Here is a 17,442-nt window from a genome sequence, read left to right as displayed (position 1 = left end):
CGTAATCCAATCACAGACCTTAGGTACAGTTATTGCTAGAAAACAACAAAATGAATATTTGAGCGAATAAGTATGTCAAAACAAGAAATTGTTAGTGCTCAGCTAGAGAAATCTGAGTCTTTGTGGTCCATGAACTGTGACCTAAAATCCCATGAAATCTCGACGGGAGTATGGTCAACCACGCAATGGCAGCTGCTTGGGTTTGAGCTTCAACCTGACAGTTACAGCGAAAATACAACGACGCTACAACTACATCGAGATGAGAGAACAGATTACCGCTTCAACCTAAGTTCTCAACAGCCGAAGCTTTTTCTGATTCTGGATGCTGTAGACAATGAAGAACAACCCCATATCGTTTCACTGACGGCTTCGCAGAGTGCTGCTGGTCAGTATATGGATGGTGATTATCTGGTGTTATCTAATGAAATGCCGTTGCCTGTTCAAGCTTGGATAGAAGCGTACATAGGTCGTCATGGTGAGCTGCTTGAAGTAAAACGTAAAAAGCGTAAAGGAGCGGGGCGTTCAAGTGGCAAGTAGCTTTATATCGCGTTGGTCTAAACGCAAGCTTGATGGTGAGCAGGAACAGAACGCTTCCCTCACCGAGCTGCCTCCTGAAGACGCTGCAGGCCAACTCGAAAGTGACGGTAGCTCTACAGAGATCACGCTAGAGCAAGACTCTGAAGAGACGAGTGTGGCAGCGTTATTGGTCTCTGAAGCCGAATCAGCCGTAAAGAAAGCGGCGTTGAGAAAGCTGTTCTTATCCGGTGAGTTTAGTGAGGTTGACCGACTCAATGACTATGATCACGACTACAAAGCGGTGAAGAGTTTATCCACCGACGTAGCCGCCAAGCTTCGGGAGTGGGTGAATCAAGATGATGAGCAAGAAAATTCCACTGACGTGGAGTCTGATAGTTCAGATGTTGAACAGCCTTTGAATACAGAAAGTGATTTAAGTGCTGAAACCGATGTCGATGAGATGGGACAAAATATACCACACAAAAAATAGGTACATTTTGACTAAACAATCAATTACGAGGGTGGGACAAAATGTCTCACCCTTTTTTTATTCGGTTCTCTAGTAAGAAGAATGACTGTAACTAGCTGATAATTAATGATATTAAAATTGGTATAGCAATTGCTAATGAACGGATAAAACAAAATTCATGTTCTTAATGCTGGAACAGAGCAATGCTAAAACAACTATTACAACAATCTCAGTCAGTGAATGGTAAAGCGCGTCTTTATGCGTTTGAGAATACCGTTGAACTGACAAACCTTATTCCTCCCACGGTCAGTTATGAGAGTGGGGGACATACACTTGTCATCGGGCCGACTTCAATTATTGAAAGCGCCGCAGAGCAGTTGTCTCAAATGGGAAGCTTAACACTGCTATCTACTGATGGTGAGCCTGGCAGCCATGGCAATATTTATTACGCCAATCAGGTTCAAGTCTCAGGGTTTCTCGGCGCATTTGATGTGCATACACAAAACCATGGCTTGAGGAGCAATCTGGCTCAGGTCGCCATCAATCAACAATGCTTCGATATCGTATTAGATCTTTGCCTCAATAGCTGTATGGATGAAGAGGTACCCGCTCCGGGTTACTTCCCTGTAGGCAGAGGTTATCCAAAGCTTGCGGATGCTCTGGAAGAGATCCCAAACTTAATGGGGACGTTCGATAAACCGAAGTTTTTTCGATTGGATACCGCTCTCTGCGCGCATAGCTCACGAGGGGTTAAAGGCTGTGAGCGCTGTGTTGACGCTTGCCCCGCAGGTGCTTTGTCTAGTGAAGGGAGTGACAAAACGGGTCATCGAATCGAAATCAACCCGTATTTGTGTCAGGGCGTAGGTACTTGTGCAACGGCTTGCCCGACAGAAGCTATCCACTATGCATTGCCGAACCCTCAAGAGACTCAGAAATTTATTGAGCGTACTTTGGCGAATTATCACCAAGCTGGAGGAGTTGCTCCGGTTGTACTGATATGCAGTGAGCGTCACGAAAACTTTAACGTTATGGCGCTAAATGTGTTGCCGGATAATGTTGTTCCTATTGTGGTTGAAGATCTTCCGTCGGTAGGTATCGACTCTTGGTTTGCAGCTTTGGTCAATGGAGCAACACAAGTGTTGTTTGCCGCAAGCAAGCGTATGCCAGCGACGATATTACGCGTTTTGCAAAATGAAGTTGCCACAGCGCAGGAGTTATTGTCTCAAATCGGCATTGACCGAGACACTATCGATATTCTCTACATGGAATCGCTAAGTGAGAGTCGCCCACAATTGCGTGTTGACTCGTTTGATTTGTCACTGGGTGACTTACAAGGCAATAAAAGGCAGCGACTTTTTACCGCTCTTGATTCGCTTGCCCAGACTCGAACTCCTATTGAAACCCTTGTTGAGCTTCCTGCTAATGCGCCTTACGGCAATATCTCTTGCGAAAGTAAAGACTGCACATTGTGCATGAGCTGTGTTGCTGTTTGTCCGAGCAGAGCACTTCATACTGACGGCCAATCACCATCGCTTAAATTTGTTGAGCAAGACTGTGTTCAATGTGGGCTATGTACCAAAGCCTGCCCTGAAAACGCTCTTACTATGACGCCTCGAATGAACTGGGATGCGGCTGCTCGGCAGTCAGTTACGACGATTCACGAAGAAAAGGCGGCGGAATGTATACGCTGCCACAAACCTTTCGCGCCTCAATCTATGATCGATATGCTTCAGAATAAGTTACGTGGTCACTCTCACTTTAATGATGACAGTGCGCTCAACCGTATCGCGATGTGCGAGGACTGCCGAGTCATCGATATGTTTGAAGCGATGGCTGACGATCCGACCAAACAGCTGAACTATTAGGAGATGAAAGTGGAAGAACAACTTACTTTAAGAGCTGACATCTACTTGATGTTATCAGCGTTGTATCGCCAATGTCCTACCGTGGATTTAGTGCAATTTTTGGCTGATTTGGAAATTGAAAACGCGCCTAGTGATATGCAGTCGGCATGGCAGGCTCTCAAGCAGGCGGCGCTTGACGTAAATGCCTCAGAACTTGAAGACGAATATCACGAGCTGTTTATTGGTATAGGCCGTGGCGAAGTCGTTCCGTTTGCATCGTGGCATCGTACTGGTTCTTTGATGGAGAAGCCGCTTGCCAACATCCGCCATGATCTGAAGTTGTTAGGTCTGGAGAGAGAAGACAGCATCAAAGAACCAGAAGACCATATTTCAGCCTTGTGTGAAGTGATGGCGGTGCTTGTACGCGAGCAAGATTCTCAGCAACAACATTTCTTCAATACTCACATTTCGCCTTGGTTCACCTCTTTTGTTCGTCAGGTTAAGCAGGCTCAGCACGCACGTTTTTACCTTTCTGTGGCTCAGCTATGCGGAGCGTTCTTAACACTAGAACAGGTGCGGTTCAGCGCAAAGGTGAAAGGCGGTAAAGCTCATTCAAGCATTGATATGAAAAACGCCGCTGAATACGAGCAGACTCAGCGATAAAGCATTCACGTCGAGAAGAGAGACAACAGTCTCCAGATACCTTATTGGTAAGGAAGCAAAATGAAAGACAATAAAGATGTTAATACCAGCCGTCGAGACCTTTTAAAGGGGCTGACTACCGCTGCTGTTGCCGGGGCTGTCGTTGCAGGAACAGCCAATGCTGCGACAGCGGCTGAAGCTGTACAGCCGGAGAAAGAAAACGCGAAATCAAAAGGTTATCGCGAAACCCAACATATTCGTGATTTCTACGACACGCTGTAAGGAGCAGAGCAATGAAATTAGTTAAACGCTCAGACAGCGTGAGCAAAGAACGGAACCCGCTTGGCGTATCGCGTCGTGCATTCATGAGAAACTCTTCGTTGGCGGCGGGTGGCGCTGTTGTAGGCGCTGGATTGTTTGCTCCAGGGATGATTAGAAAAGCAGAAGCAAAGTCTGTGGACCCTCAAGCGAAAACCGAAGTTAAGCGGACGATTTGTTCTCACTGTTCTGTTGGTTGCGGTATTTACGCCGAAGTTCAAGATGGTGTCTGGACAGGGCAGGAGCCTGCATTCGACCACCCATTTAACGCTGGTGGGCATTGTGCGAAAGGTGCCGCTTTGCGTGAACACGGCCACGGCGAGCGCCGTTTGAAATACCCGATGAAATTGGAAGGCGGTAAGTGGAAGAAGCTTTCTTGGGATCAGGCTATCGAAGAAATTGGCGATAAGATTCTGGATATCCGAAAAGACTCCGGACCAGATTCTGTCTACTGGCTAGGTAGCGCGAAACACAGTAATGAACAGGCTTACATGTTCCGTAAAATGGCCTCATTGTGGGGAACAAACAATGTCGACCATCAGGCTCGTATTTGTCACTCGACCACGGTTGCCGGGGTAGCGAACACTTGGGGCTATGGAGCGATGACCAACTCGTTCAATGACATGCACAACTGCAAATCGATGCTGTTCATTGGTTCTAACCCCGCAGAGGCTCACCCTGTGGCGATGCAGCATATCTTAATCGCCAAAGAAAAGAACAACTGTAAGATCGTTGTCGCTGACCCTCGCCGAACACGCACTGCAGCCAAATCTGACCATTACGTGTCACTTCGTCCGGGATCAGATGTGGCGTTTATCTGGGGCATCCTTTGGCATGTGTTTGCCAATCAATGGGAAGACAAAGAATTCATTCGTCAGCGCGTTTTTGGTATGGATGAAATCCGTCAGGAAGTCGCGAAATGGACGCCAGCAGAAGTAGAGCGTGTGACGGGGGTGACTGAAGCGGATGTATACCAAGCTGCGAAGCTGCTTTCTGAAAATCGACCGGGTTGTGTTGTCTGGTGTATGGGTGGTACTCAGCATACGACAGGGAACAACAATACGCGTGCATATTGCGTGTTGGAACTCGCATTGGGCAACATGGGTAAATCCGGCGGTGGTGCAAACATTTTCCGTGGTCACGACAATGTTCAGGGCGCAACCGACCTTGGTGTTTTGTCGCATACTTTGCCCGGCTATTACGGCTTGTCAGATGGTGCTTGGAAGCATTGGTCGAAAGTGTGGGGGCTCGATCACGAATGGGTTCAGAAGCGTTTCGATCAAAATGAATACCGCGGCAAAAAGCCAATGAACAATATGGGGATTCCTGTTTCGCGATGGATTGATGGTGTTCTTGAAAACAAAGACAACATCGAGCAAAAAGATAATATCCGCGCAATGTTTTACTGGGGACACGCGGTGAACTCTCAGACTCGTGGTGTTGAAATGCGCACTGCGATGAAGAAACTGGAGATGATGGTCATTGTTGACCCTTACCCAACAGTGGCTGCGGTCATGAACGATCGCACCGATGGCGTGTACCTTCTTCCCGCGACTACGCAGTTCGAAACTCACGGCAGTGTGACGGCATCAAACCGCTCGATTCAGTGGCGAGACCAAGTCGTAGAACCACTTTTCGACTCTAAGCCTGATCACGAAATCATGTACCTGCTGACCAAGAAACTCGGTTTTGCAGAGCAGCTATTTAAGAATGTTAAAGTCGAAAACAACCAGCCAGTCATCGAAGATATCACACGTGAGTTCAACCGCGGGATGTGGACTATCGGTTATACCGGGCAAAGCCCAGAGCGTTTGAAGTCTCATCAGCAAAACTGGCACACCTTCCATAAAACCTCGTTGGAGGCAGAAGGTGGCCCAGCGCATGGTGATACTTATGGGCTTCCTTGGCCGTGTTGGGGCACCCCAGAAATGAAACACCCAGGGACACACATCCTCTACGATACGTCTAAACCGGTTGCGAAGGGAGGTGGTAATTTCCGCGCAAGATACGGTGTTGAGTACGAAGGTCACAATCTTCTGGCGGAAGACAGCTACTCAAAAGGCAGTGAGATTGAAGATGGCTACCCTGAATTCAGCGATAAGTTATTGAAGTCTCTCGGTTGGTGGGATGACCTAACTGCTGAAGAAAAAGCCGCGGCAGAAGGCAAAAACTGGAAGACGGATTTGTCTGGCGGCATTCAGCGGGTTGCGATTAAGCACGGATGTATCCCTTTTGGTAACGCGAAAGCTCGTGCCATCGTCTGGACATTCCCTGACCGCGTACCTTTACACCGTGAGCCGTTGTATACGCCACGTCGAGATTTAGTGGCGGATTATCCGACTTGGGATGACAGTGAATCTATCTATCGACTGCCAACCATGTACAAATCAATTCAGGATCAGGATAAATCTGGTGAGTATCCGATCATCCTGACTTCAGGCCGCTTGGTTGAATATGAAGGTGGCGGTGAAGAAACTCGTTCAAACCCTTGGCTTGCTGAACTTCAACAAGAAATGTTTGTTGAGGTGAACCCGAAAGACGCCAACGACCTTGGTTTCCGCGACGGAGACATGGTTTGGGTTGAAGGTGCAGAGAAAGGCCGCATTCACGTCAAAGCAATGGTGACACGTCGAGTGAAGCCGGGCATGGCATTTATCCCATTCCACTTTGGTGGCAAGTTCCAGGGCGAAGATTTGCGAGATAAATACCCAGAAGGGACGGACCCTTACGTCATTGGTGATTCCGCCAATATTGCCACTACCTATGGCTATGATCCTGTCACTCAGATGCAGGAAACCAAAGTCACCCTCTGTAACATTCGTAAAGCGTAAGGAGTTAACCAATGGCTAGAATGAAATTCCTATGTGATACCAAGCGCTGCATCGAATGTAACGGCTGTGTCACTGCGTGTAAGAACGAAAATGATGATGCGCTTGAGTGGGGTATTCAGCGTCGTCGCGTGGTCACACTAAATGATGGTGAACCGGGCGAGAACTCAATCTCAGTAGCGTGCATGCACTGTACTGATGCACCTTGTATGGCGGTGTGCCCGGCAGACTGCTTTGAACACACCGAAGATGGCATTGTGCTTCATAACAAAGATCTTTGTATCGGTTGTGGTTACTGTTTGTTTGCCTGTCCTTTTGGTGCACCTCAGTTTCCTAAGCAGGAAGCGTTTGGCGAGCGTGGAAAAATGGACAAATGCACTTTCTGTGCTGGTGGCCCTGAAACCGAAGCAGGGTCAGTGGAAGAGCGTCAGAAGTACGGTGCAAACCGCATTGCTGAAGGTAAGCTGCCTATGTGTGCATCTTTGTGTTCGACGAAAGCTTTGCTAGCGGGTGATGCAGAGAAAGTCTCGGACATTTTCCGTCAGCGTGTAGTTGAGCGCGGCGCGAAGGGCGCAGGCTGGACGAACGGTAATGACCTGTCTTACGACGCCACCAAAAGCTAACGTTGGAGATGGTCATGTTTTCAATGTTTAAACGTGCATCTCTTTTAATGCTGTCGATCATGGCAGCATTAATGTTTGCTTTTTCATTGCCTGCTCAGGCAGAGCAAAAAAAAGCTGATGTTGCACAACGAGAAATGTCTCAATTGGCTGGCGCGGATTTCTGGCGTCAGGTTCGTCAGGGAGAAGAGGGCTACACTACTTCTCAATTCCCAGAGCATGGGATGCTGATCAGTGCTCCCGGCCAGACTTGGTACATTCTCAAAGAAAAGTGGATGTCTCCGGCAGGCGCAGTCGCCATCTTTGGCAGTATTGCGTTCGTGACACTGATGTACATCGTGATTGGCCCTCTGATGCTCAGTGCGCCAAGAACAGGTAAAAAAATCAAGCGTTGGTCTCGATTTGATCGAGCATTGCACTGGAGTATGGCGTTTACGTTCTTAACATTAGCCTTTAGTGGATTGATGTTGGTTTACGGTAAACACTTCCTTAAGCCGTACATTCCATCAGAGTTGTGGGGTTTCATCATTATGTTGGCCAAGCAATACCACAACTACATTGGGCCAATCTTCTATGTGCTGCTGATTTGCGTACTAGTGAAATGGTGGCGCAAGTCGATCTTCAAGAAAGTCGACCTTGTTTGGTTTATGAAATTGGGTGGCATGGTCGGTAAACACAAGGGCTCTCATCCTTCTGCTGAGTTTTCCAATGCAGGTGAAAAGGCTCTGTTCTGGCTACTTATCGTAGTTGGAACCGCGGTTGCGCTGAGTGGCTTAGTTCTGGACTTCCCGATCTTCGGACAAACGCGACGTGATATGGAGATGTCGAATCTCGTCCATATGGTTGCTGCTCTGATCCTGATTTGTGGCTTTATTTTCCATATCTACATTGGTTTGTTTGGAATGGAAGGCGCACTGGAAGGCATGGTGACGGGCGAAGTCGATGAAACTTGGGCAAAAGAACATCATGACCTGTGGTACGAGGAAATGAAGGCGAAAGAGCACCAAGGAGCTTCGGAGCATGATAGCGTAAAAGGAGTGCAAACCAATGAACAAATCTCATAAAGGAATTTGGATAGCGTACATCCTAAGTATTTTTACGCCACTTACTTGCTTGATTTCAGGTGTTGTAGCGATTGTCTATGCGGGTTACAGGCTGGATAAAGGTCAGGATGGAGAAGTAATTGATTCACACTATTATGGTTTGATTCGTACTTTCTTTCTCAATCTGATCTATTTCGTTGTTCTTATCATCACTGTCGCAACGTCTAATGGGGTTTTGAAAGGCGTGAATGATTACTGGTATCAGAACCATATTATTGATGATATCGCTTACTACATTCCCTATGTAGGTATCCTCTTTGGGGCAATAGCTATTGCTGTCTGGTTTGTACGTATGTATCAAGGTATGACCAAACTACGGGCGAATCAGCCGTTTTCATTCAATAAAGGGCCGAACCTTTAAATGTACATAGCCCTGTTATCTCAGGGCTTTTTTTGCACCAAGTTAACGCGCTACAGCATGGTGCTCTGTCACCATCTTAGTGCGATTAATTTTAAATCTATCATTTACTATGGGCGTGCTGTAATTATTAAATTTATACCTATCAACTAGATAGGTGCTCTCGACTTCCCGTTGATTTGCTGGCACGGTCGTTGCTCCACATTCGCTTTTCAAATTGATGTCACCACTTTGGTGATTTTATTGTGCTAGTGCACAGGATAAGTGCGTAGCGAATTGATGGAGACACTTTACAATGAGCGTAACTGCCAGTCAGGTTCACGGAGCGGTTCAAACCTTGACCCAGAGTTCCGATACTCTTTTCCTTCTACTCGGCGCCATTATGGTATTTTTAATGCACGCTGGGTTTGCCTTCCTTGAAGTTGGAACGGTGCGACACAAAAATCAGGTTAACGCACTGGTTAAAATACTCGCTGACTTTGGTATTTCTGCAATTGCTTATTTCTTTATCGGCTATTGGGTTGCGTATGGTGCTAACTTTTTTGCTGATGCCCAAACTTTGTCTCAAGGTAACGGTTATGAATTGGTCAAATTCTTCTTTTTACTGACGTTTGCTGCCGCAATACCAGCGATTGTATCAGGGGGAATTGCAGAGAGAGCTCGTTTTTACCCGGTACTTGTTGCGACCTTTTTCACCGTTGGGCTCGTATATCCTGTATTTGAAGGCATGATATGGAACGGAAACTTTGGTCTGCAATCCTGGTTTGAAGACCACTTTGGTTACGGATTCCACGATTTTGCAGGGTCCGTTGTTGTCCATGGTGTAGGGGGCTGGATCGCATTAGTTGCGGTAGTGTTCCTTGGTATGAGGAAAGGTCGAATTCGCGCCGGAAAGCACACTAACTTTGCTCCTTCCAATATTCCATTTCTCGCGCTTGGCGCTTGGATTTTGTGTGTGGGCTGGTTTGGGTTTAACGTCATGTCAGCACAAACACTTAATGGAATCAGCGGCCTTGTTGCAATGAACTCTCTAATGGCGATGGTAGGAGGCATTGTTGTGTCTTTGATTGCGGGTAAAAATGACCCCGGCTTCATTCACAATGGCCCACTTGCTGGTTTGGTTGCTGTATGTGCTGGCTCAGATCTGATGCATCCTATTGGTGCTCTAATTACAGGTGGTATTGCGGGTGCCTTGTTTGTTTACCTGTTTACGTACTTGCAAAATAAAACCAAGATTGATGATGTACTGGGGGTTTGGCCTTTACATGGCGTATGTGGCGCGTGGGGCGGCATTGCCGCAGGGATATTTGGCCAAAGCGCACTAGGCGGTTTGGGAGGCGTGAGTGTCAGTGTACAGGTGCTTGGTACTTTAGCTGGCATCACAGTTGCTCTTGTCGGTGCGTTAATCGTCTATGGGGTCATCCATAAAGTATCAGGGCTACGCTTATCAGAAGAAGACGAGTACAACGGTGCAGATCTAGCTATCCATAAGATTTCTTCTACCAGTGAAGACTAAACAAACAATATTCTAAAGCGGCCTTTGGGCCGCTTTTTTGTTTCACTTCACATAAATACAGTAGAACTTGAATGGGTGCGACCATGGTCTAATTCCAACCGCTTCTGATGCTTAACTCTAAGTGCTAAGCTAGCAAAAAAGCATAAGAGAAAGGAATGTCGTATGAAATTTCCGTATCGAAACGTCGTTGTACTTACTGGGGCAGGTATTTCGGCTGAGTCAGGGATTCAGACTTTTAGAGCTCAGGATGGTTTATGGGAAGATCATCGCATTGAAGATGTGGCTACGCCCGAGGGTTTTGATCGCAATCCAGACCTCGTGCAGGACTTCTACAATCAGCGTCGTTTAAAGCTTCAGGAAGAGGGTATAGAACCCAATGCCGCACATTTAGCTTTGGCGCGCCTTGAGAAAGAACTCGAGGGTACAGTAACCATCATCACGCAAAATATTGATAACCTTCATGAGCGCGGTGGAAGTGTGAATGTGATTCATATGCATGGAGAGCTACTGAAAGCACGATGCAGTGAATCTAATCAGGTTGTTGAAGAGAAGGGTGAAGTTAAGACAGGAGACCTTTGTCACTGCTGTCAAATTCCTTCTCAGATGCGACCTCACGTTGTCTGGTTCGGAGAGATGCCTTTGCGAATGGGCGATATCTACGAATCATTAGAAAAAGCCGATTTGTTTATCTCGATTGGTACGTCTGGGGTGGTATATCCAGCCGCAGGGTTTGTACATGATGCAAAAATGCACGGAGCGCATACGCTTGAAATCAATCTTGAACCTAGTGCGGTTGAGAGTGAGTTTGAAGAAAAACGCTATGGTAAAGCAAGTATCGAGGTACCTAAGCTGGTCGAAGAAATCTTAGCGTTGCAAGAGCCAAACGTTAAACACGCTTAATTCAGTCACTCTCGGCGCCTTTGCGCTGAGAGTTTTTCATTTCATACATAGCTTTATCCGTTTTTATCAGGTTCTCTTTTAAGGTTTCAGGTGTAGAGGCCTCAATGCCGTAGCTGAATAGGATTTGTTCTTCGACCAAGTCTTTTTTGATTCTATCGATGAAGGCTTCACCTTCTCCCGGGCCAACCACAATTACAAACTCATCTCCGCCGATGCGAAATGCTTTATCCGTAGGGCTTACCGATGCATTGACGGCTTGCGCGAAACGGATGATGGCTAAATCGCCACTGGCGTGCCCTTGAGTGTCGTTGATTTGCTTGAGGCCATCTAAGTCGATGTAGATTAAATCAAACTGTTTACGTGCGATCGAGAACAGCTTCTTACGGTTAAAAAGCCCTGTTAGCTCATCTGTATACGCATGCTCGCTCATTTGGCGAAACAACCGGGTCACACCGAAAGCAATTAATAGATAGGCAATTTGGATTCCCCCATCTTCAATCAATGTATGGGTGAATTCGTTATTGTCTGTCCATTGATCTAAAACGGGAATTTCCGTCAAGATATCATAAGCTTGATTGACGACTAGGAGTATCAACCCCCATTTTATGAAGGTGTTGTTGCGGTATAATTCACGCGATACGAAGTATATGAAAAGAAGAACGAATAGAGTATTGGCCTCAAAAAGAAGGTCACTATAGGATTCAGGGTTGGTTTGATAACTGATTGTCGTAACCAGTATCGCAAGCCCAGACAGCACGCAGAAGCCAGACAGGAATCTTTTGTACCTTACAATCATAGCGTCCTCGATCCATGAGAAAACAAATAAAGCGGCTTGAGCCGCTTTATTAAGTATATAACTGAAAACAAGTTTACGTTTTTAGTTGTCAACTTTTAACTTTTGGAAGTACTCGTCGTATAGCACGCTTGCTTCACCAACTTCGTCTTGCCAGGTTCCACTGTCCATCACTTCTTGAGGCGGGAAGATGCTTGGATCGTTTGCAAATTCTTCAGGTAGCAACTTATGCGCTGTTGCAACAGGAGTTGGATAGCCGATTTCTAGAGCGATTTTCGCTGCATTTTCTGGGCGTAGAAGGAAATCGATCATCTTATGAGCTGCATCCACATTCTTCGCTTCTGCAGGAATCGCTAGGCTATCCATCCAGAAGATAGTGCCTTTTTCTGGCCAGATAATGTCAATGGATGCGCCTTCCTGACGAGCCATGTAAGCAGAGCCGTTCCAAAGCATACCTAGAGATACTTCACCAGCTAAGTACGGGTTTGCAGGGAAGTCTGAGTTGAACACCAGTACATTTGGCATTAGCTTCTTCAGTTCTTCGTAGGCTGCTTTAATCTCGTCTGGGTTCGTTGTGTTTGGTGAGTAACCCAGTTTAGTTAATGCGATATGGAAAACTTCACGTGAGTCATCCATGAGCATCAACTGGCCTTCCCATTTGCTGTCCCAGAAGTCGTCCCATTTGGTGACAGAAGACTTGTCCAGCATGTCAGAGTTAATACCAATGCCTGTCGCACCCCAGATATAAGGGATAGAATAATTGTTGTTCGGGTCGAAAGGCTTGTTCAGGAAGTTTGTATCAAGATCAGCGAAGTGCGACAGTTTTTTCTTGTCGATTTCTTGCAGCATACCTTCTTTACGCATCTTAGAAACGAAATAAGTAGACGGTACTACTAAATCGTAACCCGATCCTTGAGTCTTAAGCTTGGCATACATGCTTTCATTTGACTCGTAGGTAGAGTAAATAACCTTGATTCCAGTTTCTTTCGTAAAGTCTTCAAGAACTTCATTTGGAATGTATTCAGACCAGTTGTAGAAGTAGAGTTCTTGATCAGCAGCCATTGCAGGTGAAGCGATCAGAGACGCTGCGCAAAGTGCACTTGCATAGAATTTACTTTTCATTCTTTTTCCGTTTTGTTTTTGCTGAATCAGTAAACCGTCAGCCCTGACGATGTTTGGAGATAAAGCCGTGAGTAAAGATGTTTATCGTAACGACAAACCATACAGAAAAGAATTATATCAGCCAATAACGAAAATAGGCAGCTAATGCTGCCTATTTCGAAGAAAATGAATGCTTATTGACCTGCTTTGAGCTTCATGAAGTAATCTTCATATTTCATCGTCAGATCACCAACCGCATCTTGCCATTCAACACGATCTAGATCTTCTTGAGAAGGGAAGAGCGGGGCAACATCTTTAAACTTCGCGTTCGACGCTTCAACGGCGGTTAGGTAGCCAGTGTCACGAGAGATTTGCTCCGCTATTTCAGGCCTTAGAAGGAAGTCGATCATCTTATGCGCTGCGTCTACGTTTGCTGCACCGGATGAAATCGCAAAGTTATCCACCCAACCAATTCCTCCCTCTTTAGGGAATACCAGTTTAAGGTTCATACCTTCACTTTGAGCCGCCGCTGCACTGCCATTCCAAAGCATGCCTACGCCAACTTCACCTGACATATAAGGCGCACCCGGATTATCAGAGTTAAACACTAGAACGTTAGGCATTAACTTTTGCAGCTCAGCGTAAGCTTCGTCGATTTGTTTCGCATCAGTTGAATTGCCCGAATAACCTAATTTTCGTAGCGCAATATGGAACACTTCACGTGTGTCATCCATCAGCATGACCTGACCTTCAAGCTCCGGATTCCACAAATCTGCCCAGCTCTGAAAGTCATTAGGGTCATACATATCGGCGTTAACCGCTAGACCGGTAATCGCAACTACGTGGGGGATAGAGTAGTCATTGTTAGGGTCATAAGGTTTATCTAGATAGTTTTTATCCAGATTATTGAAGTTGCTTAGTTTAGATTTATCGATTTTTTGCAACATACCTTCATCGCGCATTTTGGCGACGAAATATGTCGAGGGTACAACCAAATCGTACCCTTGATTGTGTGTCTTTAGCTTGGCATACAAGGTTTCATTTGACTCATAAGTCGAGTAAATAACCTTAATACCTGTCTCCTTGGTAAATTGCTCCAGAAGGCTGCTACTGATGTATGGCCCCCAGTTCATAAATACCAATTCTTTGTTTTCATCGGCGAGCACTGAACTTGAGAACAGTGAAAGCGCGTATGCACTACCAGCTAAAAAAGTAGCCCATTTTTTCATTGACGTTAGCTCCAAACCAAACGTTGCCGAATGCTATTGAGTAATCGCGTAAGCATAAACGGCGGTCGATAGAAAAACAGAATGGCATCAAGCCATTCTGTTTCATGAAAAAAGATTCAAATCTATTTAACTTTTTCTCTCGCCAGTAACTGAGAAATCACGACTAAGATCAGTGAAACAATCAGCATGACAGTGGCCAGCGCATTCACCTCAGGAGAGATTCCCACTTTAACCATTGAGTAGATCTTGAGTGGCAATATCTCATAGGTTGGCCCGGTCACGAACGAGCTGATGATGACATCGTCCAGAGAAAGCGTAAAACTTAGCAACCAACCTGCGGCCACTGCAGGTTTCGCCAGTGGCAGAATGATTTGTTTGAGAATCACCCATTCGCTAGCACCAAGGTCTTTAGCGGCTTCAAGCATTTTCACATCAAAGCCATTTAAGCGGCTGTAAACCGTAACCACAACAAACGGTAAACAGAAGGTGATGTGTGCAATCAACAAGGTGAAAAAACCCAGTTGTGCACCTAATACCAAGAACAGCGCGAGCAGAGAGATAGCCATAACAATGTCTGGTGACATCATAACAACGAATAACATGCCATTGACTGCACCTTTTCCTTTAAACGTATAGCGGAACAGGGCAACGGCCGTTAGGCTGCCGATCACAGTCGCTGCTGTCGCAGAAAAAATAGCGACATTCAGTGAGTGCCAAGCGGCTTGCATCAAGCTGTCATTGTTAACTAATGTTTCGTACCATTTAGTGGTAAAGCCTCCCCATTTCATGCCGAATTTATTGGCGTTAAACGAGTTAACGATCAATACGATGATTGGCAGGTACAAGAACGCATACACCAACGCCATAAAGCTAAATCTAACTGTACGTCCCATCAGTCTAGCTCCACTTTCTTGTTCAATAACTTGCCTGCTCGATAGTAGGCATAAAGCATGATCGCCATGGCAATAGTGAGCGCGATACTTGTCGCCGCTCCAAACGGCCAGTCTCTGGCATTGAGAACCTGACTTTTAATCACGTTACCAATAAGCAGGTTTTTCGCCCCGCCGAGTAGATCAGCAATGTAGAACATGCCTAACGCAGGAAGAAGCACTAATAAACATCCGCCGATGATACCTGGCATGGTGAGCGGCAGAATGACTTTAGTGATTGTCTGAAACTTGTTTGCTCCAAGATCCTTCGCTGCTTCAATGTATGTATTATCGAGCTTCTCAATAGCAGAGTAGAGCGGCAAAATCATAAATGGCAATAGGATATAGACTAGGCCGATCATCACCGCCGTCTCTGTGTACATCAAACGAATAGGCTTATCGATGATTTCCATTGCCATGAGTGATTTGTTCAACACACCTTGCGTCCCAAGCACAATCTTAAGACCATACGTTCGGATGAGTGAGTTGGTCCAAAAAGGCACTATGACCAAAAACAGCATGATAGGTCGCCATTTCTCAGGCATCTTCGCAACGATATAAGCAAAAGGATAACCAATCACCAAACACAATAGAGTTGCAATGATTGCCATATAGAAAGAGTGCCAAAGCACCTTCGCATACAGCGGATCCATCAGACGAATGTAGTTGTCGAACGTGAAAGTGAGTTCAATTAGATTCGCTTCATCACGAGTCAGAAAACTGGTACCAATAATCATTAGGTTGGGTACAAGCACAAACAGCGCTAGCCAACCGACGACCAGTGTGATGATGGCGTTCTGCAGATTAAGCTTCTTGCTTATCATTGAGAACGACCTCCCAGCTTTCAACCCAAGTAATCGCCACTTTCTGTCCCAATGAATGGTCCACATCAGGATCATCTTCGTTAAAGAACTCGCTGACCATGACGCGCATGCCTGATTCCAATTCAATCACAGAATCTAGAGTCATACCTTTATAAGTACGTTCTGTTACGTGGCCAACAATCCCTTTTTGCTCGGACTCTTTGATTTCTTCTAGGCGAAGATCTTCTGGGCGGAGCAGAACTTGTAGCTTGTCACCGGTTAGTGCTTCTTTATCGTAGTAAACGATCGATTCTACACCTTCGATTTCAGCGCGAATTCGTTTGTCATCCATGCGTTTAATCATGGTTGCATCGAATACGTTAATTTCACCAATGAAGCGAGCAACGAACAAGTTCTTAGGTTCTTCGTAAATCTCTCGTGGAGAGCCATCTTGTTCAATAACGCCATCACGCATAACTATAATGCGATCTGACATGGACAAAGCTTCTTCCTGATCGTGTGTCACGAAGATAAAGGTGATGCCAAGCTGGCGCTGAAGCTGTTTAAGCTCAATTTGCATCTGTTTACGGAGTTTGTAATCCAGTGCAGACAGAGACTCATCAAGCAGTAACACCTTAGGTTTATTGACGACAGCGCGTGCGATGGCGATACGCTGCTGTTGACCACCTGAAAGCTGGTGTGGTTTGCGCTGAGCCATTTTCTCAAGACGAACCATTTTCAATGCTTCCATAACACGCGGTTCGATGTCAGCTGCCGGCACTTTTTGCATACGCAAGCCAAAAGCAACGTTTTCAAACACGGTCATGTGTGGAAACAGGGCGTAACTTTGAAATACAGTGTTGACGTGCCTTTGTTCAGCAGGGACTTGAGTAACATTCTGGTTATCAAGAATGATGTCGCCATTATCAGCGGCCTCAAAACCAGCAATCATCCTCAATACCGTAGTTTTACCACAACCGGATGGGCCTAAAATCGTTAGGAATTCACCGTGGTTCACATCGAGGTTAAGATTTCCGATAATTTCTTTACCATCGAAACTTTTGCTAATGCCAGTTAAACGGATAACTGGTTGTCCTGCTTTTGGTTTAGCGTTCAACGTCTGTTTTTCTCCCACTCCGGCCAACAGAAAATGACCTGTAATTACACAATTTCGAGGCGCGCATCATAATCACCAAAAGTGTGAAATCAAAGCATTTTCTTACCTTGAAACACAAAAAATTTTGCAGGTAAAAGTAAACATTCCTTACCATACTGTTTTTAGACAAATTTAATGCCTGAAACATAGAAAATCTAAGGCAACTTTTGGCTTTACTTACGCATTTAATGGTCAATTATCAACCATGTAGGCAATAAAGCAAGCGGATGAGCGTGAATCGATTTTGGACTTGGAAAGGATTCAGTATAATGTCGGGATATCGCAACATAACTCTTAATCAACAAGTTAGCTTAGTG

At 45.8% G+C, this 17,442-nt stretch carries 16 protein-coding genes and 1 pseudogene; 11 read left to right on the top strand and 6 right to left on the bottom strand.

Annotated features, from left to right (window positions below; translation table 11 throughout):
• Window positions 1-72: 72 nt before the first annotated feature.
• The 11 genes and pseudogenes from VIC_RS20990 to cobB all read left to right on the top strand — a co-directional run.
• The gene (locus tag VIC_RS20990; protein WP_006962299.1) at window positions 73-537 is read left to right on the top strand and encodes a DUF3305 domain-containing protein; all 465 of its coding nucleotides are present in this window, start codon (window positions 73-75) and stop codon (window positions 535-537) included.
• Entirely contained in the window at window positions 527-1,006 is a 480-nt protein-coding gene (locus tag VIC_RS20985; RefSeq protein WP_006962298.1) for a DUF3306 domain-containing protein, read from the top strand. The genes VIC_RS20990 and VIC_RS20985 overlap by 11 nt, the downstream gene beginning before the upstream one ends.
• 182 nt (window positions 1,007-1,188) lie before the next feature.
• Window positions 1,189-2,850, top strand: a complete 1,662-nt coding sequence (locus VIC_RS20980; RefSeq protein WP_006962297.1) for a 4Fe-4S dicluster domain-containing protein — start codon at window positions 1,189-1,191, stop codon at window positions 2,848-2,850.
• 3 nt (window positions 2,851-2,853) lie between these two features.
• A complete protein-coding gene (locus VIC_RS20975; protein ID WP_039952427.1) occupies window positions 2,854-3,492 on the top strand; it encodes a TorD/DmsD family molecular chaperone in 639 nt (212 codons plus the stop codon).
• Window positions 3,493-3,552: 60 nt separating this feature from the next.
• Window positions 3,553-3,753 (top strand): twin-arginine translocation signal domain-containing protein, encoded by a 201-nt coding sequence (locus VIC_RS20970; RefSeq protein ID WP_006962295.1) that lies wholly within the window; start codon window positions 3,553-3,555, stop codon window positions 3,751-3,753.
• Between the two features lie 11 nt (window positions 3,754-3,764).
• On the top strand, window positions 3,765-6,620 hold the full coding sequence (locus tag VIC_RS20965; RefSeq protein WP_006962294.1) for a formate dehydrogenase subunit alpha: 2,856 nt from the start codon (window positions 3,765-3,767) through the stop codon (window positions 6,618-6,620).
• Between the two features lie 11 nt (window positions 6,621-6,631).
• On the top strand, window positions 6,632-7,240 hold the full coding sequence (gene fdh3B / locus VIC_RS20960; RefSeq protein ID WP_006962293.1) for a formate dehydrogenase FDH3 subunit beta: 609 nt from the start codon (window positions 6,632-6,634) through the stop codon (window positions 7,238-7,240).
• A gap of 71 nt (window positions 7,241-7,311) precedes the next feature.
• Window positions 7,312-8,301: a formate dehydrogenase subunit gamma gene (locus VIC_RS20955; RefSeq protein WP_413788338.1), complete on the top strand. Its 990-nt coding sequence runs from the start codon at window positions 7,312-7,314 to the stop codon at window positions 8,299-8,301.
• Window positions 8,285-8,701, top strand: a complete 417-nt coding sequence (locus VIC_RS20950) for a hypothetical protein (protein ID WP_006962291.1) — start codon at window positions 8,285-8,287, stop codon at window positions 8,699-8,701. The genes VIC_RS20955 and VIC_RS20950 overlap by 17 nt, the downstream gene beginning before the upstream one ends.
• A gap of 292 nt (window positions 8,702-8,993) precedes the next feature.
• Window positions 8,994-10,214: an ammonium transporter gene (locus VIC_RS20945; protein ID WP_006962290.1), complete on the top strand. Its 1,221-nt coding sequence runs from the start codon at window positions 8,994-8,996 to the stop codon at window positions 10,212-10,214.
• Between the two features lie 156 nt (window positions 10,215-10,370).
• Window positions 10,371-11,114 (top strand): annotated as a pseudogene (gene cobB, locus VIC_RS20940) (Sir2 family NAD+-dependent deacetylase); the annotation flags it as partial.
• A gap of 1 nt (window position 11,115) precedes the next feature.
• Here the strand turns inward: cobB and VIC_RS20935 are convergent.
• The 6 genes from VIC_RS20935 to potA all read right to left on the bottom strand — a co-directional run bounded on the left by VIC_RS20935 (window position 11,116) and on the right by potA (window position 17,104).
• Entirely contained in the window at window positions 11,116-11,910 is a 795-nt protein-coding gene (locus tag VIC_RS20935; protein ID WP_019274975.1) for a GGDEF domain-containing protein, read from the bottom strand.
• An 81-nt stretch (window positions 11,911-11,991) separates the two neighbouring features.
• Window positions 11,992-13,029: an extracellular solute-binding protein gene (locus VIC_RS20930; protein WP_006962287.1), complete on the bottom strand. Its 1,038-nt coding sequence runs from the start codon at window positions 13,027-13,029 to the stop codon at window positions 11,992-11,994.
• Between the two features lie 173 nt (window positions 13,030-13,202).
• Window positions 13,203-14,237 (bottom strand): extracellular solute-binding protein, encoded by a 1,035-nt coding sequence (locus tag VIC_RS20925; protein WP_006962286.1) that lies wholly within the window; start codon window positions 14,235-14,237, stop codon window positions 13,203-13,205.
• A gap of 122 nt (window positions 14,238-14,359) precedes the next feature.
• Complete coding sequence (gene potC / locus VIC_RS20920; RefSeq protein ID WP_006962284.1) at window positions 14,360-15,130, bottom strand: spermidine/putrescine ABC transporter permease PotC; 771 nt, start codon at window positions 15,128-15,130, stop codon at window positions 14,360-14,362.
• Window positions 15,130-15,990, bottom strand: coding sequence for a spermidine/putrescine ABC transporter permease PotB (gene potB / locus VIC_RS20915; protein WP_006962283.1), 861 nt, complete (start codon window positions 15,988-15,990; stop codon window positions 15,130-15,132). The genes potC and potB overlap by 1 nt, the downstream gene beginning before the upstream one ends.
• Window positions 15,971-17,104 (bottom strand): spermidine/putrescine ABC transporter ATP-binding protein PotA, encoded by a 1,134-nt coding sequence (potA, locus tag VIC_RS20910; RefSeq protein ID WP_080555960.1) that lies wholly within the window; start codon window positions 17,102-17,104, stop codon window positions 15,971-15,973. Before potA ends, potB begins: the two co-directional genes overlap by 20 nt.
• Window positions 17,105-17,442: the final 338 nt, after the last annotated feature.

The sequence above is a fragment of the Vibrio coralliilyticus ATCC BAA-450 genome, assembly GCF_000176135.1.
Taxonomy (GTDB): domain Bacteria; phylum Pseudomonadota; class Gammaproteobacteria; order Enterobacterales; family Vibrionaceae; genus Vibrio; species Vibrio coralliilyticus.
This window is presented reverse-complemented; position numbering and strand designations above follow the sequence as displayed.